The organism is Caulobacter sp. 1776 (genome assembly GCF_040545685.1).
Taxonomy (GTDB): Bacteria; Pseudomonadota; Alphaproteobacteria; order Caulobacterales; family Caulobacteraceae; genus Caulobacter.
Genome location: NZ_JBEPMI010000001.1, coordinates 197840 through 223044, shown reverse-complemented (window position 1 = coordinate 223044; position 25205 = coordinate 197840). Strand labels below are relative to the sequence as shown.

At 68.2% G+C, this 25205-nt stretch carries 15 protein-coding genes; 8 read left to right on the top strand and 7 right to left on the bottom strand.

The window, feature by feature from the left end:
* Positions 1 to 79 precede the first annotated feature (79 nt).
* The 5 genes from ABIC66_RS00930 (at position 80) to ABIC66_RS00910 (ending at position 9637) form a co-directional block, all read left to right on the top strand.
* Positions 80 to 1474 carry an MFS transporter gene (locus ABIC66_RS00930; protein ID WP_354067369.1) on the top strand — a complete coding sequence of 465 codons (1395 nt, stop codon included), beginning with the start codon at positions 80 to 82 and terminating at the stop codon, positions 1472 to 1474.
* Positions 1464 to 3122 (top strand): hydantoinase B/oxoprolinase family protein, encoded by a 1659-nt coding sequence (locus ABIC66_RS00925; RefSeq protein ID WP_354067368.1) that lies wholly within the window; start codon positions 1464 to 1466, stop codon positions 3120 to 3122. Before ABIC66_RS00930 ends, ABIC66_RS00925 begins: the two co-directional genes overlap by 11 nt.
* Complete coding sequence (locus tag ABIC66_RS00920) at positions 3119 to 5245, top strand: hydantoinase/oxoprolinase family protein (RefSeq protein ID WP_354067367.1); 2127 nt, start codon at positions 3119 to 3121, stop codon at positions 5243 to 5245. The genes ABIC66_RS00925 and ABIC66_RS00920 overlap by 4 nt, the downstream gene beginning before the upstream one ends.
* Positions 5246 to 5438: 193 nt before the next feature.
* Positions 5439 to 8384, top strand: a complete 2946-nt coding sequence (locus tag ABIC66_RS00915; protein ID WP_354067366.1) for a TonB-dependent receptor domain-containing protein — start codon at positions 5439 to 5441, stop codon at positions 8382 to 8384.
* Between the two features lie 26 nt (positions 8385 to 8410).
* A complete protein-coding gene (locus ABIC66_RS00910) occupies positions 8411 to 9637 on the top strand; it encodes an MBL fold metallo-hydrolase (RefSeq protein WP_354067365.1) in 1227 nt (408 codons plus the stop codon).
* A gap of 226 nt (positions 9638 to 9863) precedes the next feature.
* Here the strand turns inward: ABIC66_RS00910 and ABIC66_RS00905 are convergent, their stop codons facing one another.
* The 4 genes from ABIC66_RS00905 to ABIC66_RS00890 all read right to left on the bottom strand — a co-directional run bounded on the left by ABIC66_RS00905 (position 9864) and on the right by ABIC66_RS00890 (position 16596).
* On the bottom strand, positions 9864 to 10796 hold the full coding sequence (locus ABIC66_RS00905; RefSeq protein ID WP_354067363.1) for a LysR family transcriptional regulator: 933 nt from the start codon (positions 10794 to 10796) through the stop codon (positions 9864 to 9866).
* A gap of 41 nt (positions 10797 to 10837) precedes the next feature.
* On the bottom strand, positions 10838 to 11842 hold the full coding sequence (locus ABIC66_RS00900; protein ID WP_354067362.1) for a phosphoglycerate dehydrogenase: 1005 nt from the start codon (positions 11840 to 11842) through the stop codon (positions 10838 to 10840).
* Positions 11843 to 12005: 163 nt separating this feature from the next.
* Complete coding sequence (locus tag ABIC66_RS00895; RefSeq protein WP_354067360.1) at positions 12006 to 14120, bottom strand: hybrid sensor histidine kinase/response regulator; 2115 nt, start codon at positions 14118 to 14120, stop codon at positions 12006 to 12008.
* Between the two features lie 382 nt (positions 14121 to 14502).
* A complete protein-coding gene (locus ABIC66_RS00890) occupies positions 14503 to 16596 on the bottom strand; it encodes a beta-galactosidase (RefSeq protein WP_354067358.1) in 2094 nt (697 codons plus the stop codon).
* A 738-nt stretch (positions 16597 to 17334) separates the two neighbouring features.
* On the opposite strand from ABIC66_RS00890, the gene ABIC66_RS00885 reads away from it, so the two are divergent.
* Positions 17335 to 20415: a TonB-dependent receptor gene (locus ABIC66_RS00885; RefSeq protein WP_354067356.1), complete on the top strand. Its 3081-nt coding sequence runs from the start codon at positions 17335 to 17337 to the stop codon at positions 20413 to 20415.
* A 229-nt stretch (positions 20416 to 20644) separates the two neighbouring features.
* A complete protein-coding gene (locus ABIC66_RS00880; protein WP_354067354.1) occupies positions 20645 to 21634 on the top strand; it encodes an alpha/beta hydrolase in 990 nt (329 codons plus the stop codon).
* A gap of 5 nt (positions 21635 to 21639) precedes the next feature.
* Here the strand turns inward: ABIC66_RS00880 and ABIC66_RS00875 are convergent, their stop codons facing one another.
* Both ABIC66_RS00875 and ABIC66_RS00870 read right to left on the bottom strand, forming a co-directional pair.
* The gene (locus tag ABIC66_RS00875) at positions 21640 to 21966 is read right to left on the bottom strand and encodes a DMT family transporter (RefSeq protein ID WP_354067353.1); all 327 of its coding nucleotides are present in this window, start codon (positions 21964 to 21966) and stop codon (positions 21640 to 21642) included.
* The gene (locus tag ABIC66_RS00870) at positions 21963 to 22607 is read right to left on the bottom strand and encodes an FMN-dependent NADH-azoreductase (RefSeq protein WP_354067352.1); all 645 of its coding nucleotides are present in this window, start codon (positions 22605 to 22607) and stop codon (positions 21963 to 21965) included. The genes ABIC66_RS00875 and ABIC66_RS00870 overlap by 4 nt, the downstream gene beginning before the upstream one ends.
* 95 nt (positions 22608 to 22702) lie before the next feature.
* Between ABIC66_RS00870 and ABIC66_RS00865 the strand changes: the two genes are divergently transcribed.
* Entirely contained in the window at positions 22703 to 23554 is an 852-nt protein-coding gene (locus ABIC66_RS00865; RefSeq protein ID WP_354067351.1) for a LysR family transcriptional regulator, read from the top strand.
* Here the strand turns inward: ABIC66_RS00865 and ABIC66_RS00860 are convergent.
* Positions 23538 to 25172: an alkaline phosphatase D family protein gene (locus ABIC66_RS00860; RefSeq protein WP_354067350.1), complete on the bottom strand. Its 1635-nt coding sequence runs from the start codon at positions 25170 to 25172 to the stop codon at positions 23538 to 23540. The genes ABIC66_RS00865 and ABIC66_RS00860 overlap by 17 nt on opposite strands.
* Positions 25173 to 25205 lie beyond the last annotated feature (33 nt).

Here is a 25205-nt window from a genome sequence, read left to right as displayed (position 1 = left end):
CACCCCGAGATTGAACGCTAATCAGCGATCAGCCGTCGCGAGCGCGCTTCTGGGCGCGGACAACGAAGTTGGGTTGGAAATGACCAAGCAGGCGCCCGGGGACCCCGCACCCCAACGGCAGGATTCTCCCTACGGGTGGTGGGTCTGCGCCGTCCTCTGCCTTTGCTTCACCTTCAGCTACATGGACCGCGCCGTGGTGCCGCTGCTGGTGGGGCCGTTGCAAAAGGCTTTCGGCCTTAGCGACACCGGCATCGGTCTGCTGCAGGGCTTGGCCTTCGCGGTGTTCTACGCCCTGTTCGGTTTTCCGTTGGCGCGGGTCGCCGACAACGGCCATCGCCGAAATCTCATCCTGGCCGGCCTGGTTGTCTGGTGTCTGGCCACGGTCGGCTGCGGCTTGGCCAGGACGACGCCGCAGCTCTTTACCGGCCGCATCATGGTGGCGATCGGGGAGGCGGTCCTGATGCCGGCGGCCGTCTCGATCCTCTCGGACTACTTCTCGACCAAGGCCCGCACGCGCGCGCTCAGCCTCTATTCGATGGGCGTCTATTTTGGCGGCGGACTGGCCCTGGCGCTCGGCGGCGCGTTGATGCGCGCGGTCGGACCAAGGGGGGCGGTCCTTTGGGGCTTTGGTCACCTGGAGACCTGGCGGCTGGTCTTCGTGGTTCTGGGGCTGGCGGGCCTGGCCCTCGTCCCGCTGCTGCTCAGCGTGCGCGAACCGGTGCGCCTCTCCGACGCCGGCGGTAAGGCGCTGGGCGCCAGCAGCCTGTCGGAACTGGCCGCCGAGTTTTCCCGCAAACGCGCGGCCCTTTCCGCGGTGGTCCTGGGCTTTGCGACCCTGGCGCTGGGCGGCACGACCTTCCAGGCCTGGGCCCCGACGCTGTTCGTACGCGAGCACGGCTGGGCCATCAGCCATGCCGGCCAGGCCCTGGGCCTCTTCACCATTGTCCTGGGTCCAGCCGGGGCCATTGTCGGCGCCCTGCTGGCCGAGCGCCTGGCCAAGGCCGGCCACACCGACAGCAAGCTGCGGGTGGCCCTTCTTTCAGCCGCCGGCTGCTGCCTGGCCGGCCTGCTGGCCACCGCGCCGTGGGTGAGCGTCGCCTTCAGCGCCATCGTCTGCATGCAGTTCCTGATCGGCTTCAATTTCGGCCTCGTTCAGGCCTCGCTCGCCGAGCTCCTGCCCAACCGCATGCGGGCCGTGGCGTCGGCCTGCTTCGTCGCCGCCTCCAATCTGCTGGCCGCGACCCTCGGGCCCCTGCTGGTCGGGATTCTCAACGACCGCGTCTTCCAAGACCCGATGATGATCGCGACCTCGATCCGGATCGTGGCGCCGACCGCCTTCGCCCTGGCCGGGGTGGTGCTGATGCTCGGCCTTCGGCCCTATCGCCAGGCCCTGATCCTGGCCGCCGCCAGCCGCGCGCCGGCCGAGCGGCCGCAAACCTCCGCCCAAGCCCAGAAGGCGTCGCATGCTCCCTGACACCCTTGATCCGATCACCCTGGAGATCTGGTGGAGCCGCCTAGTGGCGATCGCCGACGAGGCGGCCACGGCGCTTCTGCGCACCTCGTTCTCGACGGTGATCCGAGAGTCCAATGACTACGTCACGGTCCTGATGAATGCGCGCGGCGAAACGATCGCCGAATGCACCCTGGGCATCCCGGCCTTCGCCGCCCTCGTCGGCCGCGCCACGCGGCAGATCCTGACGACTTTCCCCGCCGATGACTGGCGCGAGGGCGATGTCGTCCTGACCAACGATCCGTGGATCGGCACTGGCCACCTGCCCGACATCGTCGTGATCATGCCGGTCTTCCACGAAGGGCGTCTGGTCGGCTTCGCCGGTTCGGCGGGCCATGCCCCCGACATCGGCGGCGTATTCCGCGGCGGTCCGACCGAGCTGATCGAGGAGGGGGTGCTGATCCCGCCGGTCCGCCTCTATCGCGCCGGCCTGCGCAACGACGACCTCGTGTCGCTGTTCCTGGCCAACATCCGCCAGAAGGACATCGTGCTGGGCGACATCGAGGCCCAGGTCAGCGCCAACAAGGTCTGCGCTCGCCGCGCCCAGGAGTTCCTGCACGACACCGCCCAAGCCGACTTCGAGCGCCTGGGCTCGGCGATCCAGGATCTCGCCGAAAAGGCCATGCGTGACGCCATCGCCGCGCTCCCGGACGGGGTCTATCGCGCCAGCCTCGACGCCGACGGCGCGGAGACCCCGACCCATATCGCCTGCGCCATCACCATCGCCGGCGACCACATGAGCGTCGACTATGCCGGCACCTCCGCCCAGGTCACCCACGCGATCAACAGCGTCTTCAACTACACCCAGGCCTACACGATCTATCCGCTCAAGTGCGTGCTGGACCCGCACAGCCGCCGCAATGAGGGCTCCTACCGCGCGGTCACCGTCACCGCGCCGGAGGGCTCCATCCTCAATCCCACCTTCCCGGCGCCCGTCCTGGCGCGGCACCTGACGGGCCACCTGCTGTCCTGCGTGCTCTACCAGGCCCTGGCCCCGATCATGCCCGAGCGCGTGATCGCCGACAGCGGCGGCGCGCCAGCCCTGCGCGCCCATTTCGCCGGGGAGGACGGCGGACGGCGCTTTGGCCAGCTCTTGTTCGCCAGCGCCGGCATGGGCGCCTCTCGCGCGCGCGACGGTCTTTCGGCCACGGCCTTTCCGACCAATTCGGGGGCGGGCAGCATCGAGGCTCTTGAGGCCGTCTCGCCGTTGCTGTTCCGCAAGAAGGAACTGCGCGCCGATTCCGGAGGCGTTGGGCGTCAGCGCGGCGGTCTCGGCCAAGATGTCGAGGTGGCCAACATCACCCGCGGTCCGATCCAGCTGACCCTGCTGGGCGATCGCGAGCGGCACCCGGCGCTGGGCCTCTTGGGCGGCGGACCCGGCGCGGTCGCCACGGCGGTGATCAGCGATGGGCGTTCCGCGGCGATGAAGTCGCGCACCCTGATCGCGCCCGGCCAGAGCGTCACCATCCGCTTCGCCGGCGGCGGCGGTTACGGTCCGGCGGCCGAACGCTCGCCCGCCGCGGTCGCCGAGGACGTTCGCCAAGGCTTGGTCACGGCCGAGGCCGCCGCTCGCGACTATCCCCAGGTCCAGATCGAGAAGACGCCCGCATGAGCGACAAGACCATCCGCATCGGTGTCGACATCGGCGGCACCTTCACCGACTTCGTCCTGCACGACGAGACCCGCCGCTTGACCCGGCCGGGCAAGCGGCTGACCACGCCCGAAGCGCCAGGACGGGCGATCATCGAGGGCGTTCAACGGCTGCTCGACGAGACGGGCTCCACGATCGACCAGGTCCATAGCATCGTCCACGGCACGACGATGATCACCAACACCGTGCTCGAGCGCACGGGGGCCAAGGTCGGGCTGCTGACTTCGGAAGGCTTTCGCGACATCCTCGAGATGGGGCGCGAGATCCGCTACGACGTCGACGACCTGATGCTCGAGCCGCCGCCGGTGATCGTCCCGCGGCGCTTGCGCGTCGGCATTCCGGGGCGGCTGCTGGCCGACGGCTCGCAACACCAGCCGCTGGACGAGGCGGCGGTGGCCGCCGCGGTGCGGTTCTTGGTCGAGACGGAGAAGGTCGAGGCGCTGGCCATCGGCTTCATGCATTCCTACCGCAATCCCGCCCACGAGGCGCGGGCCCGCGATATCGCCCTGTCGCTCTATCCGGACCTGCTGGTGACGCTGTCGGCCGAGGTCGCCCCTGAGATCCGCGAGTACGAGCGCACCAACACAGCCTGCGTCAACGCCTACGTCCAGCCGCGCGTCCACGCCTATATGAACCGGCTGCAGCAGGATCTGGCGACCCTGGGTTTCGCTGGCGACCTCTACATCATGCTCTCGGGCGGCGGGGTGACCTCGCTGGAGGACGCCAAGCGCTTTCCCGTGCGCCTGATCGAGTCCGGCCCCGCGGCCGGCGCGATGGCCGCGGCCTTCGTGGCCAGAGGCCGCCAAGAGCGCAAGGTGATCTCCTTCGACATGGGCGGCACCACGGCCAAGATGTGCCTGGTCGACGACTTCACCCCCCACCTCAAGCATGACTTCGAGGCCGGCCGGCTGCACCGGTTCAAGCAGGGCTCGGGTCTGCCGCTGAAGGTCACGGTCGTCGACATGATCGAGATCGGGGCTGGGGGTGGCTCGATCGCCGCCGTCGACGGTCTTGGCTTGATGAAGGTCGGGCCGCGCAGCGCCAGTTCCGTTCCGGGACCGGTCTGCTACGGCCGGGGCGGAACCGAGCCGACGGTTACGGACGCGGATCTGTTGCTAGGCTACCTCGACCCCGCTTTCTTTCTGGGCGGCGAAATGGCCTTGCAGGTCGAGGCCGTCCGCAAGGCCGTCGATGAGCGTCTGGCCGGACCGCTGCGCCTCCCGTCGGTTCAGGCCGCGCGTGGGGTGCAGGAACTCGTCAACGAGAGCATGGCCGCGGCGACCCGCATGCATATGGCGGAGAAGGGCAAGGATCCGCGCGAATACGCCATGATCGCCTTTGGCGGCGCCGGGCCCGTCCATGCCTATGGCCTGGCCAAGCTCCTCAAGGTCTCGCGGCTGATCGTGCCGATGGGCGCGGGTGTCATCTCCGCCCTCGGCTTCCTGGTGGCGCCGCCCGCCGTCGATGATGTGCGCGGCTATGTGGCGGGCCTGGACATGGTCGACTGGAACCACGTCAACGGCCTCTTCGACGACATGGCCGCCCGGGCCAAGGCCCTGCTGGAACGCGCCGGCGGCGCCGGCCAGCCTGTCGACCTGCGCTACGCCGCCGACCTGCGCTACGCCGGCCAGGGGTTCGAGGTCACGACCGAGATCCCGGCGGAACGGCTCGACGCGGGCCACGTCGGAACCATTCGGGAGGCGTTCTTCGCCGCCTATGCCGAGCGTTTCGGCCGCGGCGCGGTCGGCGTGCCCTTGGAGGTGGTCAACTGGCGCCTGTCGGCCGTCCTGCCAGGGCGGGACGTCAGCCTGGCGCGGGCGGCGACCGGCGAACCGCCGCTGCGCGGCGTGCGGGAGGTCTATTTCGCCGGCTTTGGCGACGTGCAGACCCAGGTGATCGATCGCTACGCCCTCAAGCCCGGCGACGTGATCGAGGGCGCGGCGATCTTCGAGGAGCGAGAGTCGAGCTACGCCGTCGGCCCCGATGGCCGCACCGAAGTCGATCCTCAGTTCAACCTTGTCACCACCATCTCGGCCAAGACGGCGCTCGCCGGCCACGCGCGCACCAGCCTTTCCCACGTCTAGGGGAGAGGGCCGCCCGCTGGGGAAACACGCCGCCGCGCAAGCGGCGGCGTTGTCGTGTCCGCCGGGGCGGTCATGCAGAACCTCTATTGTTTCATGCGTCCTGACCGTCTGTCGGCTGGCTGCGGCATGGCTTTAGCTCCCGGGGACGAGGCGCGCGCGATGAACGCGCCCGATCAAAGGGGAGTGAAACGATATGACCGTATCGACGAAGACGGCCGTCTATGCGCTTGGCGCGATCCTTTCGATGGGGGCGGGGACCAGTCTCGCCCAGACCGCGCCGGCGCCCGCCGCCGACCAGGCCGCGATCGTCGAGGAGGTGGTCGTGACCGGCTCGCGGATCGCGCGGCGCGACTACACCTCCGACACCCCGATCGTGACGGTCGGCCAGCAGGCCGTGGCCGCCAGCGGCGCGGTCACGCCCGAAGTGGCGCTCAACCAGTTGCCCCAGGTCACGCCCTCGGCCGGCGCCAGCGCCAGCTTCGTCGCGCGCGGCGGTCAGGCCAGCATCAACCTGCGCGGCGTTGGCCAGCAACGAACCCTCGTGCTGGTCGACGGACGGCGCATGCAGCCCTCGGGCGCCGACGGCAGCGTCGACCTCAACGTCATTCCCAACGCCCTGATCGACAATATCGAGGTCATCACCGGCGGGGCCTCGGCCACCTATGGCTCCGACGCCATCGCCGGCGTGGTCAACCTCAAGCTCAAGCGCCACTTCAACGGCGCCCAGATCGACGCCCAGTACGGCGGCAACGAACATGGCGACGGCGCCACCAAGGCGCTCACCGCCATCCTCGGCGCGGACTTCGCCGAAGACCGCGGCAACGCCTTCGTGTCGCTAGGCTATTCCAAGCGCGACCCCATCCGCTTCACCGATCGCGATTGGCTGCGCGGCCAGATCCTGTCGAACGGTCTGGAAAGTTCGATCGTCAATGTCGTGGCCAGCAACCTGCCGGGCCAGGCGGCGGTCAACGCCGTCTTCGCCAAGTACGGGGTGGCGCCGGGGACGGTGTCGCGGTCGGCCCAGCTTTCCACCAACGCGGACAACACGCTGTTCACCCAGGCCGGGGCGGTCAACTATCGCGGCGCGACGAGCGGCCGCTACATCCTCTTCGGCGGCAATGTCTTCAGCGTCGCCGGCGACGAGTTCGTCGCTCAGACGCCCATGACCCGCTACAATTTCGTGGGCCACGCCGACTACAACGTCAGCGACAAGGTCACTGCCTTCATCGACGGGTTGTTCACGACCTACAAGGTCACGACCAACGGCCCGCCGGCCACCGCGGGCTCCTCGTCGGGCAAGCCGGTCACCGTGCCGGTCACCAACCCCTTCATCCCGAGCGATCTGGCCTCGATCCTGGCTTCGCGCGCCAATCCGGCCGCGCCCTTCACGATCACCCAGGCCGGCTACGCCTTCGGCAATCGCGCCGAGCAGGACGACTACGACGTCTACCAGTTCACGGGCGGCCTGCGCGGCAAGCTCGACACCGCCGACATGACCTGGGAGGTCTACGGTTCGCTCGGACGCAGCCGCTATCTGGCCACCGAGCGCAATTACCAGAGCATCGACGCCATGAACCGGCTGCTGGCCGCCTCGGACGGCGGGGCCAGCCTCTGCCAGGGCGGCTTCAATCCGTTCGGCATCCAGCCGCTCTCCAAATCCTGCCGCGACTACATCGTGCGCACGGCCGAAAACCTCACCGTGCTCAAGCAGCGCATCGTCGAGGCCAATCTCCAAGGCCACGCCTTCAACCTGCCGGCCGGGGAAGCGCGCTTCGCCGTCGGCGCCGACTATCGCAAGAACAGCTACGACTTCCGTCCCGACGCTCTGATCCAGACCGGAGAGCTGGCCAATTACTTGCCGATCTTCGCCTCGGCCGGGTCCGACGAAGTGCGCGAGGTCTATGGCGAACTGCTGGTCCCCGTCCTGACCGGCTTGCCGCTGGTCAAGCAGCTCGACCTCGATCTCGGCTATCGCTACTCGGACTACCGCACGGTCGGCGGCGTCAGCACCTACAAGGCCGACTTCAACTGGAAGGTCGCCGGCGCGCTGGGCCTTCGCGGCGGCTATGCCCGCGCCATCCGCGCCCCCAGCGTCGGCGAACTTTACGCCGCCTCGTCGCAGGGCCAGCTGACCCTGGGCAATCCAGGCCTGATCGGCTCGGGTGACCCTTGCGACGTGCGCGGGGCCTACCGCGCGGCGAGCTCGCCCATCGCCGCCCAGGTGCGGGCGCTCTGCATCGCCCAGGGCGTGCCGACCAATCTCGTCGACACGTTCCAGAACTCCAACCCGCGCACGCCCTTCATCACCTCGGGCAATACCGCGCTAGAGCCGGAATCGACCGACACCTATTCGGTCGGGGCGGTGCTGCGTTCGACCTCGAGCAACCCGCTGCTGTCGCGCCTGTCGGCCTCGGTCGACTACTATAGCATCAAGCTGAGCGACGCGATCGGTCAGGTCACCAACACCGTGGCCGCCTCGCAGTGCTTCAACACCGCGATCAATCCGACCTTCGCCAACAGCAACTTCTATTGCGGCCTGCTCAGCCGCCAGGCCGGCACGGGGCAACTGGCTCTTATCCAGAACCCGCAGCTGAATCTGGGCGGCTACAAGACCTCCGGCGTCGACGTGGCGTTCGACTGGTCCGCGCCCTTCGAGGCCTTCGGCCTCAGCGACAAGCTCGGAACCCTGTCTCTGAACGCCACCGTCAACTATCTGGTCGACTTCAAGATCCAGACCCTGCCGGGCGGGCCGTCGCTCGACTACGCCGGCAGCATCGGCAACACCCAGATCGATGTCTTCGCCACCGCCCATCCGACCTGGAAGGGCGCGGCGACCGCGGCCTGGGAGATCGGGCCGGTTCGCACCGCCCTGAAATGGCGCTACCTCGGCGCCATGGGCAACGCCGCCAATGTCGGCACCGGCGGGACGGCCCACGGCGTGCCGGCGGTCAGCTATTTCGACCTCGACGCGCTGTGGAAGGTGCGCTCGGGGCTCGAGCTCCGGGCCGGGGTCGTCAATCTCGCCGACAAGGCGCCGCCGGTGCTCAACGACAGCATCATCGGAGCGCTGCAGACCGAGCCCTACACCTACGACATCGTCGGGCGGCGCTTCTACCTCGCCGTCAAGGCCAGCTTCTAACCTCAGCGGCCTCCAGGAACATCTCCATGCGTCTTCGTTCCACGCTCATCGCGATGCTTGCGATGCCAGCGCTGCTCTGCGCCTCCACGGCCTTGGCTCAAGCAAAGCCCCAAGGCGGCGAGACCAAGCCTCTGCGAGGCCCCTGGAAGCCGGACCTGCCCCTGGCCAAGGCCTATGACGCCTCGGCCAAGGCGCTGGCCCTGGCCGACGATAATCCGCTGATCCGCTGGGAATACCGGGTCTGGTGCGAGACCGGCTATCGTCATCCCGGCGAGGAGGGGACGGGGCAGGTCGTCGACAAGCCCGCCGACTTTTCCCGCGATCTCATTTCGCCCAAGGGCTTCTTCTGGCCGGATCGCGCCGAGACCCCGATGCCGCCCGGCGGGGTGCGCTTCCTCGACAACGCCTGGTACTTCGGCGTCGATGGCCTGGGCGTGGTGGTGGTGCGCACCCCCGACGGTCTCCTGGTCTTCGACACCATGACCAATCCCGAGGAGTTTCAGCGCTACGTTCTGGACGAGATGCCCGCCGCGGGCCTTGATCCCAAGGACATCACCTATGTGTTCCTGGGCCACTTCCACGCCGACCACACCGGCGGCGCCAACACCATCCGTCGGCTCGCCCCCAAGGCCAAGTTCGTCATCGGCGGGCCGGACGCCCGCATCATCGAGCAGGCCCGCGCCGACCTCGAAGCCGGCCGCGAGCCGCCGCGCGCCAGCTCGATCGTGCGCGGCAAGCGGCCGACGACGCCAGAGGGACTGGAGGCCTTGCGCCAGTCTCGGCTCGCCAACCTTCCCGCGGCGCCGCTGGACATCGAGGTCACCGCCCAGCCGGGCCTGATGACCGGGTCCGCGCCGATCCGCACCGGACCCAACACCGAGGTGATGGCGGTGCTCAATCCGGGCCATACCCCCGGGCAGATCTCGGTGATCGTCCCGGTCGAACACCAGGGCAAGATCCACAAGCTTCTGGTGTTCAGCGGCAACGACGAGCCCAAGCAGGCGGCGCAATACGCCATCTCCACCGACTATCTGCGCGCGGTGGCCGACGCCCAAGGCGCGGACGCCTTCATCAACACCCACGCCTATCAGAGCGCCATCTTCCATCACCTGCGCCAGCTGAAGGCCAACCCGGCCGGCCCCAACCCATTGCTGATGGGGACCGACGGTGTCGATCGCTATCTTGGCGTCTTCGCCAATTGCCAGCGGGCCGTGCGCCAAAGGCTGGCGGACGGCACCTGGCAAGCCTGGTGACGCGACGCTGAATCCCTCTCGATCCAAGGCGTTCCCGAGGTCTTGGATCGGGCAAGGCTAGGGCCCCTTCCTCCCCTGGTCGCAACTCGCCGATGGCGCCTGGCGGTTCGGGACGGATATCTCGCGCGGCGTCTTCTTGCCCATGAACGGGCGCGGCGCGGGATCCAGGCGACCTTGGCCCCGGCGCGCCGCCACCCTGTGGCGCGCCGGGTTCTTTCTCTGGCGATCAGGTCGACGGCGCCGTCGTCTCGTATCGGGTCTTCAGCCGCGCCCAGAAGGTTTCGGCCGCCGCGGTCTGGCGCGCGCGGGGTCGGTAGAGACGGATGTCGATCGGGACGTCCCACGGCGCCTCGCCCGCCCGAACCAGCCCGCCATCCTCGAGGTCCCGCGCGATCAAGCTGAGCGGCAGCCACGCCAACCCCCGGCCCGCCCTGGCCATCGCCGCCAGCACCGTGGCCACGTGCGCGGTGAAGGTGGGCGCCAGCCACATCGACGGGCCCTGCAGGGCGTGGGTCGAGGCCAGGATCCGGCCCATGCCCGAGACCTCCCCGAACGCCAGGTAGGGCGCCGGCGCATCGAGGCTGCCGGGCAGGGTGAAGCGGGGCGTGTCGGGCGCGTCCGGGGCCGGCGCGCTGACCGGGACCAGGACATCGCGGCCGATGTCGATCGAAGTGAAGTAGTTGGGCCGAAACGACACCGGCGTCGAAGGATGATGGTGGCAAAGGAGGAATTGGGCCTGGCCTTGCTGCATCATCCGCTCACAGCCGGCCATGTTGTCGGTCACGAGGCTGACCGAAGAGGCCAGGGGCTCCTCGGCCTCGATCTCCTCGAGCCATTGCGGAAAGAAGGTGATCGACAGAGCGTGCGTCGAGGCAAAACGCAGTGTCGAAACATAGCCTTCGGAGACCGCGCGGGTCTGTTCGCGCCCCAGATAAAGACGGCGTAGGAGGTCCTCGGCGGTCGGCTTCCATTGCTCGCCGGCTGGCGTCAGGGCGACGCGGTGGGTGTCGCGGTTGAAAAGCGGGGCGCCGAGCCAGGCCTCGAGCAGCCGCACGCGTCGGCTGAAGGCGGGCTGGGAAACATTGCGGGCCTCGGCCGCGCGGCCGAAATGCTGGTGCTCGACCAGGGCCAGGAAGTCCTCGAGCCAATCAAGCTCCATGAAACCGGGTTCTTCCTTTCGCTCGCCTGACCGCGCGTCGCTCAGAGCCCCGGGCGGCCGTCGGCGACCACACACTCCGGCGCGGGGTCGCCGCCGTCAAGGACGGCCACGACCGCCCGCGCCGCCACCATGTTGGTGCGGTCCAGCCCCTCGCGCGAAGACGCCCCCGAGTGCGGCGTGCCCACGACATTGGGCAGGGCGAGAAGCGCCTGGGAGACCGGCTTGTAGGCCGGGTCGCTTTCGCTGACATAGACGTCGAGGCCGGCCCCGCCGAGGCGACCAGCCCTCAGGGCGTCGAGCAGGTGGGCGTCCTCGACCAGGCCGCCGCGAGCGGTGTTGATCAGGACGGCGCCCGGCTTCATCGCCGCGATGGCGGTCTCATCGATCATGAACCTCGTCCGCGGGGTCAGCGGCGCATGCAGGGTGACGTAGTCGCTGCGAGCGAGGAGGCCGGCCAAGTCCACATACTCCACGCCCGTGGCGGCGGCATAGGCGGCATCAGGATTAGCGGTGTGGACCAGCACCCTGCAGTCGAAGGCCAGCAGGCGCTTGACCACGCTCTTGCCGATCCGGCCAAGACCGACCACGCCAACGGTCTTCTCGCAGAGGTCCGAGCCCATCAGGATCGACCAGTCGCCCTCCAACATCTTCTGCTGCGTCTCGTGAAAGTGTCGACCGACCGCCAGCATCAGGCCGATCACATGGTCAGCGACCGAGGCGTCGTTGCCGCCGGCGGCGATGGCGACGACGCGACCAAGGTCGCGCGCCGCCTCGAGGTCGACGCGCTCGTAGCCAACGCCGCGTCGGGAGATCACCTGAAGATCGGGGAGGGCTTCGAGGAGCGCGCGGGTGACGCGGGCATGCCCGACGATCCAGCCGCCCGCGCCCGCGAGCAATCGCACCAGAGCGTCGTGATCAAGGTCGCCGTCGGCCTTGCCGGGCGGCAGCGGGGCGACCTCCACCTCGCAGTTGTGGGCCCGGAGGTAGGCCAGGGTCCGCTCGTCGAAGAAGCGCTGGGTGACGACGACCTTGCGAGGGCGGGGCATGTCCGGGTTCTCCTGAAATGGCGTTTATCGCCGGAGAAAGAGCGGCCGGGACGAGCTTAGCTAGTCAGCTACGCGCATCGTTTGATTGAAAAAGTGGAATGTGTGGAACGACTATTGTTCGGTCTAAGCGCGGCGGAGAGCGTCGATGCGGCACGGCGTCGGCCTACCGCGCGGCGGCCGCGGGAAGCCTGGCGATCGCGTCGATCAAATCTCGGGCGACAATCGGCTTTGTCAGGAACGCGTCGGCGCCGGCGGCCAGTCCCGCCGCCTGATGTTCCGGCAGCGCATTCGCCGTGAGCATCACGATCGGCGTCGCCCTCGCGCCCGCGCCGCGCTCGGCCTGGCGGATATGGGCGATGGCCTCCAGACCGCCCATGTTGGGCATCTGCATGTCCATCAGAACCAGGTCATAGTCGCCGGGTTGGAAGCGGGCGACGGCTTCTCGCCCGTCGACCGCCATCGTCAGCGCGACATCCAGACCATCGAGCATCAAGGCCACGACTTGGCGATTGATGTCGTGATCCTCGGCCAACAGGATCTTCAAAGTCCGGCGGACATCCAGAGCGAGGTCCGCGGGCGCGGGCGACGGCGGCGCGGGATCGGCCGCCACCACCGGCAGGGGCAGGCGCACCGTGAAGCGCGACCCCTCCCCGGGTGTGGAAACGACCTCGATCTCGCCGTTCATCAGCCGGGTCAGGGAGCGCGAGATCGACAGGCCCAGGCCAGTGCCGCCGAACCGCCGGGTGATCGAGCCGTCGGCCTGCGCGAACCGCGCGAACAGGCGGCGGCCGGTCTCGGCGTCGAAGCCGATCCCGGTGTCGGCGACCGTCAGCTCGACCGCCTGGATCCCTTCGACCTCGGCGGCGGCGTCGATGCTCAGCTCCACCCGACCGCGCTCCGTGAACTTGATGGCGTTCGAGACCAGGTTGCCGAGGATCTGCTTCACGCGCGCGGCGTCGCCGACGTGCCGGTCGGCGACGCGCGGCGCGATCCGCAGGTCCAGGGTCAGATCCTTCTCCTCGGCCTTGGCCCGGAACAGGTCGACGATGGCGCCGCAGGTCGCTCGAAGATCGAAGGTCTCGGGGTGGATCGCCAGCTCCCCGGCCTCGACGCGCGCCATATCCAGCACGTCGTTGAGCAGCACCTGCAGGGAGCCCGCGCTGGTTTCGACCAGTTCGACCATGTCCCTTTGCCGAGGGACCAGATCAGTGCGCGCCAAGGCCCCGACGACCCCAATGATGCCATTCATCGGAGTTCGGATCTCGTGGCTCATATTGGCCAGAAACTCGGACTTCGAGCGGCTGGCCGCCTCCGCCCTTTCCTTGGCGGCGCGAACGACGGCGTAAGCGCGCTCCAGACGTCGGGCGCCGCGGTTGCGCGCGCCAAGCGCGGCGGTGGCGGGCACGGCCGTGGCGAAGGTCGAGGCGATGAACAGCTGGACCATGAACTCCTGACGATAGGGGTCCGTCGGCGCCAGGAAGGCGATCGGTCCATGGCCGTTCGCCGTCAGCGCCATGGTGATCATGCTAGTGGTCAGCACCGACACATAGACCCAGCCTGGCCCGGCCCGGAACGCCGTCAGCACCAGGACCGGCATGACCAGCGTCACGGCGATGAACCGGTCGAAGGCGAAGGCCGCGAACGTCAGGGCGACCGTGATCGCGAGCAGTAACGGGCGCTCCATACGCGCGGCGCCGGTCGCGTCGAACAGGCGCTTCTGCTTGAACGGCAGCAGGGCCGCCGGCGTCGCGATCAGCAGGCCCAGGCCGTCTTCCAGCGTCCATTGCAGCCAGGCGTGGAAGAAATCCTTCGACGCTCCGTCGATCAGCCCCAGCAGGACCTGGCCCGCCACGGCCTCCAGCGCGGCGCTGGCGCCGGCGATCAGAGCGAAGAAGAACAGGCGGCGCGCGCGCGACAGGTCCAGCGCGGCTCCGCAGAAGGTCCGCGTCAACGCGGCCGCGCCGAAGGCCAGCGCCTGGTTGAGGCTGCTGAACACCAGCGCGTGCGTCAGGTCGATCCGGCCGATCCAGTTATGGGCGATGTCGACGCTGAAGCAGGCCAGGCAAAACGCCAGGCCAAGGCGCGGCGACAGCAACAGGATCGCGGCCACCAGCACGCCGTTGGACGGAAAGAAGGCGACAGCGTCGCTGATGTCGCGGCAAAACAGCCAGATGCACAGCTCGACGGCCACATAGGCCATGAACAGGGCCAAGGCGGTGGGAAGGCCGCGGGTCGCGGCGGATGACCGATAGAGGTGAAGGCCAACGGCCGGGCGCAAGCGCCTACGCCCGTTGAGGGTCGCGGCGGTGCTCAGCACGCTTTGACCCCGATCCGCCGCGATGCGGGATCCCGGAGGTGCGGCCCGACGACCGAAGCGCTGGCCGAGCCGTTGCTCAAGCGATTGCGGACGCTGATCACGACGTTTGCTCCAGACCGGGTCCGTGCGCGGCGGGAACGCGATCCAAGATCAACGAACGGTAAAACTCCAGTGCTCTCTTTGTCGCACTCCCGGGGACGCGAGGGGGAGGTGTTGGAGCGGAAAACACCCAACCCACTGCGAACAGCCTGAGGTCCGGCGAGGTTCGGACGTCGCCTTGGCCCTGGGCCCGCGAATGTCCGGAGTCAGGCGCGGTTCCAACATCCGCTCATCCGCGCTTAGCTCAGGGCTTGGCGTCCTCGACAATGGCCACGCCCCAAGGAGGCAGGGTCAATGGCCCGTTTGCCTTGACCGGATTCCCGGAGAGCAGTTCGGTTGCGGCCGAAGCTTTCAGGCTTACGCTCTGAGGCGCGGCCGAATAGTTGAGGACATAGCGCACGGCGTGGCCGTTCGCGAGGACGCCGCGCCGCACGATGATCGGAAAGCGCGCCTCCGGCAGGTCGACGCCGGCCCGGCGAACCTGGTCGCCCAGGATCTTCTCGATCGTCGCGTCCGTCGGCATGAAGCCCACATAGGTGACTTCGCCCCTGCCATAGGCGTTGCGCGTCACGGCCGCATAGGCCGGCCAGGACGGGTGCTTGTAGCGCGCCAGGACGGTGGCGGTGGTGGGGGTCAGGAACTCCATCCACCAGCGAACCTGGTTGTCCTTGGGGCCCACCTCGAAGGGGTCGCCGTCCAGCGAGACGCCTTCGGGTTTTGTGAACTGCTCGTAGCGCACGCCGGCCGCCTCGGTGATCCCACCCGGCTGGGGCGTGTGGCGCACCTTGGTGTTCTCGTCGGAGAAGCCGCTCTTGAAGGTGTAGAGCAGGTGGCCGCCGGCCTTGGCGTAGGCGTTCAGGCGATCGATTTCGGCGTCGCTCGCGGCGTAGAGGGCGGGAACCACGATCAGCTTGTAGTCCGACAGCGGCGTCTTCGAGGTCGGCGACAGGATGTCGACCTCGACATTCATACGATAGAGCGCGTCGTAGAACGGTCGCAGCACGGTGTTGTAGCCGACGTCAGGGTTGATCTTGAACGCGTCGAACCCGCTCAGCGCCGTGTTGCTGACATAGATCGCGACCCGATTATGCTTCTTGAGATTCACCAGCTTGGGGCCGAGGCGCCTGAGATCCGCGCCGATGGACTTGGCCTCCTCATAGACGGCGTTGGGCTGGTAGTCCTGCGAGAGTACGCCGCGCCAGTAGGTCTCGATGGCGTTGGCGGTGCTGGACCAGTGCCAGTACTCGACCATGTTGGCGCCCGAGGCCAAGTGGCTGAAGGCCTGAAGCCGCAACTGGCCGGGGTAGGGCGTCCAGTCCGGAAAGCCCTGGGCCTGGGTCTCGAGCACCAGATAGTTCTGGCCGTCGCGCATCGAGCGCGCCAGGTCGCCGCCGAACGCGATCTCGGCGCCGGTCAGCTTGTCCTGGCTGGGGTGGTAGATATCGACACCGGCCACATCGAGCGCCTGGGCCGCCTTCCAGTGATCCACCTCGGGCTGGACGCCGAACGAGTGGCCGCGCCAGGCAAGGTCGAAATTATGGGTGATGAATTGCCCTGGGCGCGCATGGGCTCGGACCAGCCCCGCCTGCCAGGCTAGGAAGTCGGTGACCAGACCGCGCTGGAACTCGGCGAAGGCGTTGGAGAGGCTGGCGTTGATCGATCCGTTGACCGACGGGAAGTCCTCCCACCGATTGATGCGGTTGCTCCAGTAGTCCAGCCCATAGGCCTTGTTCATGGCGTCGAGATCGGGCCAGCGGCGCTTCATGGTCTCGACGAAGGCGGCCTGCACATTGGGGCCGCTGGTGCTGTAGGCCTTGGTTTCGTTGTCGACCTGGTAGCCGATGACGGCGGGATGGTCCTTCACGTAGTCGACCAGGGCGACGATCACCCGCTCGGCGGCGCGGCGGTAGTCGGGGTCGGTGATGTCCATGTTTTGGCGCCACCCGTATTCCGCGCGACCCTTGGGCGTGACGACCAGGACATTGGGGTGCTCGCGCGCCAGCCAAGTGGGAACGGCGTAGGTCGGCGTGCCGACAATCACCTTGATCCCGTGGCGCTGCATGGCCGCCAGGGTCCGGTCGACGTGGCTAAAGTCAAAGACGCCGGGCTGCGGCTCCAGCGTGCCCCAGGTGGATTCGGCGATGCGGACGACGGTGATCCCCGCCGCCTGCATCATCCGCGCATCCTCCTCGACGCGGTCGGTGGGCGTGTATTCGTCGTAGTAGGCCACGCCATAGAGGATGGTGTCGGGCAGGGCGGCATGGGTCGCTTGGCCAGCGCCCCACGTCAGGGCGAGCGCCAGCAGCAACCCAGGCAAACGCCGGCCGAACCTCGCCATGCCATCCTCCGCTTTTTATGTCTGACTAATGAGCGAATGGAGCCCTGGCAAGGTACGAAGGCGCAACGAAAACACGTTCTCCATCGGGCTCGCGAGAGATCCATCGGTGAAAACATGTCCGACAATTCTACCGGCGTAGGGCTGGCGACTTCGGTGGAAGATGAAGTCGGCTCTGTAGCGGGCCTTGGCCGGGTCGGGGATGTCGATGGCGAACGGGACCGAGCTATTGGCCAGATCCGTCGATCAGGCGTGGTCGGACTTCACCATGTCGCCCTCGATGGAAGCTGGCTGACCGCTGAGTTGGTCGGAGGTCGCCCCCCCGGCACGATACATCGGCCAAAAGTCAGACAAGCTCTAGCGTCGTCTCCCCGGCGGCCCAGCGGCCAGGCCCACTCGACACCGAAATTGTCCAGGACAGTTGACGAGATGTCGACCATGGCTTGCCGTGGTGTGGCATGAAGGACGCAGTGTTCGCGCATTCGTTACCGCTAACATTCGACGAAACTGCCCCAGAACACCCCTCCGCGAGCGCAAACTGGAGCGACAACCGCCTAAAAAACCAAGAGTTTGTCGCGTCGATTGGCCAGGGCGCAGCGAAGTCGGTGGTCTGACCAAGCTGCTCCGACAAGATTGACGACGCCTCGCGATTTGCAGAAGGCTTTGAGCGCGGCAGGTCCGCGAAAAACCAGAGGGTCCGGCAACGTCCGGATCCGGAAAAACCTTCAGGGAGGGGAAGACATGAACGTGTCTCGTGGAGCCATTCGACTGAGCCGTGCGGCGCTGTTGGGCGCGACCGTACTCAGCGGCGGCCTGACCGCCGGCCATGCTTTCGCCCAGAGCGCCCCCGCGGCGGCGCCGGGCGACACGGTCGAGGAAGTCGTCGTCACCGGCTATCGCAAGAGCCTGGCGCAATCGACCGTCGCCAAGCGCGAGACGACCGGCTTCGCCGACGCCATCTTCGCCGAGGACATCGGCAAGTTCCCCGACTCCAACATCGCCGAGTCGTTCAACCGCATTCCCGGCATCACCATCACCCGCGACATCACGGGCGAAGGGACGAACGTCGCCATCCGCGGCCTGGGCTCGAACTTCACCAACGTCACCCTGAACGGCGCGTCGATCGCCGTGGCCTCGTCGGGCGCCACCGACGCGCAAGGCACCGACCGCTCGGTCGACCTCAGCTTCTTCCCGACCGACCTGTTCACCAAGCTGACGGTCAACAAGAGCTATTCGGCCAGCCTGCTGGAAGGCGGCGCGGCGGGTAACATCGACATGCGCTCGGCGCGCCCGTTCGATCGCCCCGGCCAGCACCTGACCATGAACGTCCAGGGCGTGAAGCCGGACGGCGCCAAGCTGGGCGGCAAGGGTTCGCTGATCGCCAGCAAGACCTGGGACAATTTCGGCGTCCTGTTCGGGGTTTCGGGCCAGCGCCTGCACACCGACACCCGCGGCTACGAGACGATCGGCTTCACCAACCCGAACCTGTCGGCGGCCCAGTGCGGCGCGACCAGCGGCTGTAACCCCACGGGCGGCGGCAACTGGACGATCCCGGCCACGGTGCCGGTCGGCGCGGGTGGCGGCCTGGTGGCCGGCACGGTCATCGATCAGGCCTTCCTGCTGGCCAACAACCCGGGCGCTTCGATCCAGCAGATCGACAACGGCCTGCTGCCGCGCCTTGGCCGCCCGTCGGCCGAGTACGGTCGCCGCGACCGCTTCAACGCCGTGGCCAGCCTGGAATGGAAGCCGACCGACGACCTGAACTTCTATGTCGACGGGATGTACGGCTATAAAAACAACGACCTGCTGCGTGAGGACATGGCCTGGATCGTCCGGAACGGGGCGATCATTCCGACCAACACCAAGTACGACAAGACCGACTGCTCGGCCGGCTGCACGGTCACGAAAGGCACCTACGCCAATTCGCAGTTCTTCCTGGAATTCCGTCCCTATCTCGAGAAGACCGAGCTGTGGGGGATCAATCCGGGCGGCGAATGGCGCATCAACGACAAGCTGAAGGTCGAGGCCCAGGCCAACTACACCAAGAGCACCTTCCACCGCGAAAGCCCGACCTTCGGTCCGGTGACCGCGCTGGGCGTCGGTACGACGGTCGACTACACCTACAATCCGACCGGCATCCCGACCATCAAGAGCAGCATCGACCTGAACAACCCGGCCAACTTCGTCTGGACCGGCGGCCGGTTGAACATGCAGGACGAGAAGCGCTGGTATGAGACCAAGGGCGCCCGCGCCGCGGTCACCTGGGGCGACGAGAAGCTGAGCCTGAAGGTCGGCGCCAACTACGACGACGTCTCGCGCACTATCCGCGGCTATGACAACACCACCCCGTGGCAGAACGCGACCTGCGGCAATAATCCCAGCCTCAGCCTGCCCTCGCCCAACGGCCAGCCGCCCTGCCAGGGCCTGAACCAGCCGGGCGCCGCGCCGGCGGGTTATCCGACCTATCCGGGCTACGGCACGGGCTACACGGCCGGCCAGACCGGGACCCTGACCTATGCCGGTTCGCTGATCCCGACCGCCAGCCTGGCCAGCTACCTCAAGCCCGGCCCGGCCGGCTTCGTCACGGTCGACTGGGACAAGGTCAAGCAGGCCACCGGCTACGACAAGCTGCATGACGCGTATGTCGAGAGCGGTGGCTCCAACACCGGCGCCAGCGGCGGCTATATCAACGAGAAGAACAGCTCGGCCTATACCGAGCTGAACGGCGTCACCCAGGTGCTGGACAGCGACCTGCGCTTCAATGTCGGCGTCCGCTACGTCCACACCAAGCAGACGATCGGCGGCCGTGTCTCGCTGGCGGATCCGCGCAACACCCTGCCGGGCGGCGCCCAGCTGCCGGACGGCGCGCGCTACCCGAACGTGACGAACTTCGTCTACACCGAGAACACCTATTCCAAGTGGCTGCCGGCCGCCAACATCGCCTATGACGTCGGCGAGCACGCGGTCGCGCGGGTCGCGGTGTCGGAGACCATGACCCGTCCGGATCCGGCCGCCCAGCTGCCGGGCGTCAGCTTCGGCGCGCCGTCGGCCGACCAGGCCACGATCGGCAACTCGGCCCTGAAGCCGTACTTCTCGAAGAACATCGACCTGGGCTTCGAGTTCTACACCGGCCAGGAAGGCGTGATCGCGGTCAACGCGTTCCGCAAGTCGCTGACCGGCTTCACGACCAACAACGTCGTGACCCAGCCGTTCTCGTACCTGGCCCAGTACGGCATCACCTACGACACCCTGAACGACACCCAGAAGACGGCGATCAACTCGCGCGGCGGCCCGACCGCGGCGCAGGTCCAGATCCAGTCGCAGATCAACGTGCCCAACAAGCTGACGATCAACGGCCTGGAATTCCAGTGGGTGCAGCCGCTCGACTTCCTCACCAGCCGCTTCGGCGTCGAAGGTCTGGGCGTCAACGCCAACGCCACCATCGTCGACCAGACCAGCAACGGTCCGGCGATCGCCTACGGCGTGGCCAAGTACACCTACAACCTGACGGGCTATTACGAGCACAACGGCGTCAGCCTGCGTCTCAGCCACGTCTACCGGAAGGGCTCGCAGTCGAGCGGCGCCAACCAGAACGGCGTCACCGCCGCGGCGCTGTTCTCCGACACCTACAAGCAGACGGACTTCTCCTCGAGCTACGACCTGGAGAAGATCTTCGGCCTGAAGAACGCGCCGCAGCTGACCTTCAACGTGACCAACCTCACCAACGAGGCGCTGCGCTCGCACTTCCAGTACGACAACGCGACCTTCACCTACTACAAGCCCGGCCGCCAATATGTGGTGGGCCTGCGCATGAGCTTCTAGGCGGCGCGGCGCCACGCGCGCCAACGCCGCGACATCGGGTCGGCGTCCTTCCCACGACCCGATGTCATCGACGGCAGGTTGCGACCTCAGTTCGATCTTCCCCTGGCCCGGCGTCATGCCGGGCCATTTTTTTGCGCTGTTGATCGATCAAGGCGAAGCAGGAGACGATCGGACGCATGGGCGCCGGTCGAAATCCCTCGGCCGACGCCGCGCTGGGGAGCCTTCCTTCATGGCCTTGTCACGACGTCATCTGCTGCAGACCCCCTTGGCCCTCGTCGGCGCATCGGCGATGGGTCTGAGCGCCGCGGCCGAGGCCCAAGCCGCGCAAGCCCAGACGGCGCCGGGGGAGATCATCGAACTCTGGCCGCGACCGCCGGTTGGGGCCCTACATCCGGACATGCCCGAGGTCGTCGAGCAGGCCTCCGCCGACCCCCACTACAGCAGCCGGCGCAGGAAGGGCGTCCTCAGGCCCCATATGGTCGCCCGTCCGGCGCCGGCCCCGAACGGCGCGGCCATGCTGATCATCCCGGGCGGCGGGTTTACCTGGAACTATTTCGAGCACGAGGGCTACTACGTCGCGGACATCCTGAACCAAGCCGGCATCAGCTGTTTCGTGCTGTTCTATCGCCTGCCTCAGGACGGGTGGGCCGATCCAGCGAGCGTCGGCCCCGCCGACGCCCAGCGCGCCATGCGCCTGATCCGCGCCCAGGCCGGCCGCTTCCGCATTGACCCCACGCGGGTCGGCGTCATGGGCTTCAGCGCCGGCGGCTTTCTGACCGCGACCTTGGCGACGCGTCATGGCGCGGGGTTCTACGCGCCCGTCGACGCGACCGATCAGCTCAGCGCCCGTCCCCTGGTGGCCGCGCCGATCTACCCCGTGCAGTCGGTCGATCCAGCCTATGCCTACTCGGGCGCCGCTCCGGCGCTGTTCGGCGGCCCGCCGTCGCCCGCCCAGATCCGCGAGTGGTCGCCGGACCTGAATGTCACCCCGGCGGCCGCGCCGACCTTCCTCGCCCACGCCGAGGACGACACCACCGTACCCGTGGCCAATACGGTGCGCCTGCGTGAGGCGATGCTCGCGGCCAAGGTTCCGGTCGAAACCCATCTCTTCGCGCGAGGCGGCCACGGGTTCGGCGTCCGCTCCGAACCCGGCCGCCCCGGCGGCGCGTGGCTGCCGCTGTTTCTCGATTTCGCGCGCGCGGAAAAGCTGCTCGCCTAGGGCGCTCATCCCGAGGCCTTGAGCCCGACGATCCCGACCAGGGTGATCAGGGCGAACACGATCCGGGCGGCGGCCACCGGCTCGCCGAGCAACACGATCCCGACCGCCAGCGAACCGAGCGCGCCGATACCGGTCCAGACCCCGTAGGCGGTTCCGAGCGGCAGGACGCGCAGGGCGCTCGACAATAGGGTGATGAAGGCCGCGAGCAGGCCTAGGGACAGGGCCGACCAGCCCAGGTGCGTCATGCCTTCCGACCGCTTGGTGGCGTAGGCCCAGGCGACGTCGATCAGGCCGGACGCCACCAGCATCAGCCAGGCGAGGCTCGTGTTCATGACTGTCTCCGATGCCGGGCGACCAGACCGTCGAGCTGGTCGCGCGCGGCCGCGCGGGCGGCCGCCTGCACGGCGGCGTCGCCGACCGTGGGACCCGAGAGGACGATCGCAGGATCTTTCAGGCCGATAAAGCCGAGCGCCTCGCGCAGGTAGGGCGCGGCGAGATTGGGGCGCCCCCAGCTGGGGCCGCTCGCGTAGTCGCCGGCGCTGGCCAGCACCACGGTCGTCGGGCGCGGGATCAGCAACGGCCGGTAGCCGTTCGCCGGATCGAACGAAAAGCTCAGGCCCGGCTGGGTGATCAGGTCGATCCAGTGCTTGAGCTTGTAGGGGACGCCGAAGTTCCACATCGGGGTGGCCAGGATCAGGCCGTCGGCGATCCGCACGCGATCGATCAGCTGGGCGATGTCGGCCCAGGCTCTGGCCTCGGCGGCGTCCAGGTCGCGCTTGCTCAGGACGGCGTACTTGGCCGAGAGCAGCGCGCCACCCAGTTCTGGAAGCGGGGCGTCCCAGAGGGCGAGGCGGTCGACCACCAGATCGGGCTCGATCCGGCGAAAGCGATCGACGAAATGGTCGGCGAGGCTGGTGGAGACGGATAGCGGGCCGCGGGGCGAGGCCTCGACATAGAGAAGACGGTGCGACACGAGCGTGTCCTTTCAGCTTGGGTCGCCTGTCATCTAGATCGCACTGTCGCGATTGCACCTTGCGATCATGCGAGGTTCGTTCGCATCATTGCGACATGAAGGATCCGGACCTCGACGACCTGCGCCTGGTCGCGGCCCTGGCCGCCGGCCGGGGCGCCCGCCACGCGGCGCAGGCCCTGGGCGCGCACGTCGCCACCGTCTATCGGCGCCTGCAGGCCTTGGAGGCGCGGCTGGGCCAGCCGCTGTTCGAGCGCGCCGACGGCGACTTCCAGCCCACGCCGGCGGGCGCGGAGCTGATCACCGCCGCGGCAGACGTGCTGGCGCGGCTGGGCGCGCTGCAGCGCCGGCTCGCGGCCGACGACGGCCGCCTGGTCGGGGACTTGTCGGTGACCACGACGGATTCGCTGTTGCCGATCCTGAGCCGCGCTCTCGTCCCGTTCCAGGCCGCCCATCCGGAGGTCCGCCTGAGCCTGACGGTCTCGAACGCGATGGCCGACATGGCCCGGCGCGACGCCGACGTGGCCGTGCGCCCGACCGCCACGCCGCCGGAGACCCTGATGGGCCGCAAGGTCGCGGCCGTGGATTTCGCCGTGTACGGATCAGACGTCGGCGCGCCCGAGCGCTGGGTGGTGCTGGACGACAGCCTCTCCGCGGTTCCCTCGGCCCGCTGGGCCAAGGCGCGCGCCGAAGGGGCCGCCGTCCAGGTCAACAGCATGTGGGCCGCCGCCGAAGCCTGCGCGGCGGGGTTGGGGCGGGCGGTCCTGCCCGGCTATCTGGCCAGGCTGTTTCCGATCGCACCGCTGTCCCCGCCGATCGCGGAGCTGGAGTCGGCCGTGTGGATGCTGTTCCATCCCGACCACAAGACGACGCCGCGCGTGCGCTATTTCGTGCGCGAGGTGTCCGACGCTCTGAAGGCTCTCCTGGCGGCGCCTAGCCCTGGCCCGTGAAGACCCTGCGGCCGCGCTCGACCGACATCCGGTGCGAACCCGCGAGCGCCGTCGACCGGGCCTTGACGGTGCGCAGGAACAGCCACTCGCCTGTGACGCGCTTGGGCGTCACGTCCAGCATCATGTAGCCGCGCTGGCTGGTGTCGGCCCATTTCAGCTCGGGATTGGCCGCCATGAAGCCTCGGGCGACTAAGTTGGGATCAGCCCCCATGTCGCCTTCCATGCCGTTGGAGGTGACGGCCTGGCCGGCGAACTCGACGCCGGCCGGGCGGCCGTCCTCGCGGAGCGCGTAGGCCCAGGCGTTGTGGCTGTCGCCCGAGAGCATGACCAGGTCGGCCTCGGCGGCCTGGGCCGATTTCAGCAGGCGCGAGCGGGCGGCGGGATAGCCGTCCCAGCGGTCCATCCACATCGGCAAACCTTGCGCGGCGGCGCGGATGTCGTTGCGATAGCTGGCGACCTTCTTCTCGGTGACTTCAGGCCTGAGCCAGTCGACGGCCTCCTTGGGCATGACGGTGCGGCCCAGGATCGTACCCATGCCGACCAGCTGCCAGCCGGCGTTGGCCTTCAGGCCGTGGGCCAGCCAGCTCTCCTGGCTCGAGCCCATCATGGTGGCGGACGGATCGCGCCAGGCGCCGTCACGGAACGCCTTCAAAGCCGCGTCGGGATCGGCCGCCTTGAACGCCGCGCCGATGTCGGCCGGGCGGGTGCGAGCCAGCAGGCGGGATTCGGTGCGGTAGAGGGTGGCCAGGGTTCCGATCGGATAGGCCTTCCAGGGCTCGTCCGAGACCGGCATCCATTCGCGATAGACCTGCATGGCCGCGGCGCGGCGGGGGTTCCAGTCGCCTTCCTTGTCCGGCTGATGGTTCTGGGCCCCGCCTTCCCAGCTGTCGTTGGCCGACTCGTGGTCGTCCCACAGGGCGACCATCGGAGCCATCTGGTGCAGGCGCTGCAGGTCGGGGTCGGCGCGATAGCTGGCGTAGCGCAGGCGATAGTCGGCGATGGCCAGGATCTCGGTCGTCGGCTGCAGCATGTCCTTGCGGCCCTCGGCCCAGTCGGCCTCACGGGTCGAGGCGACGCCGTATTCGTAGATGTAATCGCCGGTGTGCAGCCACAGGTCCAAGTCCTGCCGCGCGGCCGCGTGGCCATAGGCATTGAACCAGCCCTGGGGCAGGTTCGAGCAGGAGAACACGCCGAGGCCGAAGCGGGCGACATCGCCGACCGGCAGGGTCTTGGTGCGGCCGACCGGGGACTTGCCGCCGTCGGGCGCGACGAACCGGTACCAGTAGACTGTTCCCGGCTTCAGGCCGTCCACGGTGATCTTGGCGGTCCAGTCGCGATAGGCGCCGGTTCGCACGCTGCCGCCCGCCACCACCTTCGTGAACCCCGGGTCCAGCGCCACCTCGGCCTCCAGTCGCTGGGCCCCGTCGCCGGCGGCGGGGACATAGCGGGTCCACAGCAGCATCGAGTCCGGGCCAGGCTCGCCGCTGGCCACATTGTGGGTGAATCCTGTCGCGCCGAGCAGGTCGGCGGCCAGGCCTCGGCCGGCCGGGAGGATCAGGGCGCCGAGCCCGAGCGCGCCGCCGAGCACGAGACTACGGCGATCGATATTCAGAACCATGACGATCCCCATCAGAAGGAGGGTGGAAGCAAA

Bases quoted from the DNA above. Each gene is read 5' to 3' on its own strand.
- ABIC66_RS00925 (WP_354067368.1), top strand. From the start codon at position 1,464: ATGCTCCCTGACACCCTTGATCCGATCACCCTGGAGATCTGGTGGAGC.
- ABIC66_RS00920 (WP_354067367.1), top strand. From the start codon at position 3,119: ATGAGCGACAAGACCATCCGCATCGGTGTCGACATCGGCGGCACCTTC.
- ABIC66_RS00915 (WP_354067366.1), top strand. From the start codon at position 5,439: ATGACCGTATCGACGAAGACGGCCGTCTATGCGCTTGGCGCGATCCTT.
- ABIC66_RS00885 (WP_354067356.1), top strand. From the start codon at position 17,335: ATGAACGTGTCTCGTGGAGCCATTCGACTGAGCCGTGCGGCGCTGTTG.
- ABIC66_RS00880 (WP_354067354.1), top strand. From the start codon at position 20,645: ATGGCCTTGTCACGACGTCATCTGCTGCAGACCCCCTTGGCCCTCGTC.
- ABIC66_RS00860 (WP_354067350.1), bottom strand. From the start codon at position 25,172: ATGGTTCTGAATATCGATCGCCGTAGTCTCGTGCTCGGCGGCGCGCTC.
- ABIC66_RS00875 (WP_354067353.1), bottom strand. From the start codon at position 21,966: ATGAACACGAGCCTCGCCTGGCTGATGCTGGTGGCGTCCGGCCTGATC.
- ABIC66_RS00865 (WP_354067351.1), top strand. From the start codon at position 22,703: ATGAAGGATCCGGACCTCGACGACCTGCGCCTGGTCGCGGCCCTGGCC.
- ABIC66_RS00910 (WP_354067365.1), top strand. From the start codon at position 8,411: ATGCGTCTTCGTTCCACGCTCATCGCGATGCTTGCGATGCCAGCGCTG.
- ABIC66_RS00905 (WP_354067363.1), bottom strand. From the start codon at position 10,796: ATGGAGCTTGATTGGCTCGAGGACTTCCTGGCCCTGGTCGAGCACCAG.
- ABIC66_RS00930 (WP_354067369.1), top strand. From the start codon at position 80: ATGACCAAGCAGGCGCCCGGGGACCCCGCACCCCAACGGCAGGATTCT.
- ABIC66_RS00890 (WP_354067358.1), bottom strand. From the start codon at position 16,596: ATGGCGAGGTTCGGCCGGCGTTTGCCTGGGTTGCTGCTGGCGCTCGCC.
- ABIC66_RS00900 (WP_354067362.1), bottom strand. From the start codon at position 11,842: ATGCCCCGCCCTCGCAAGGTCGTCGTCACCCAGCGCTTCTTCGACGAG.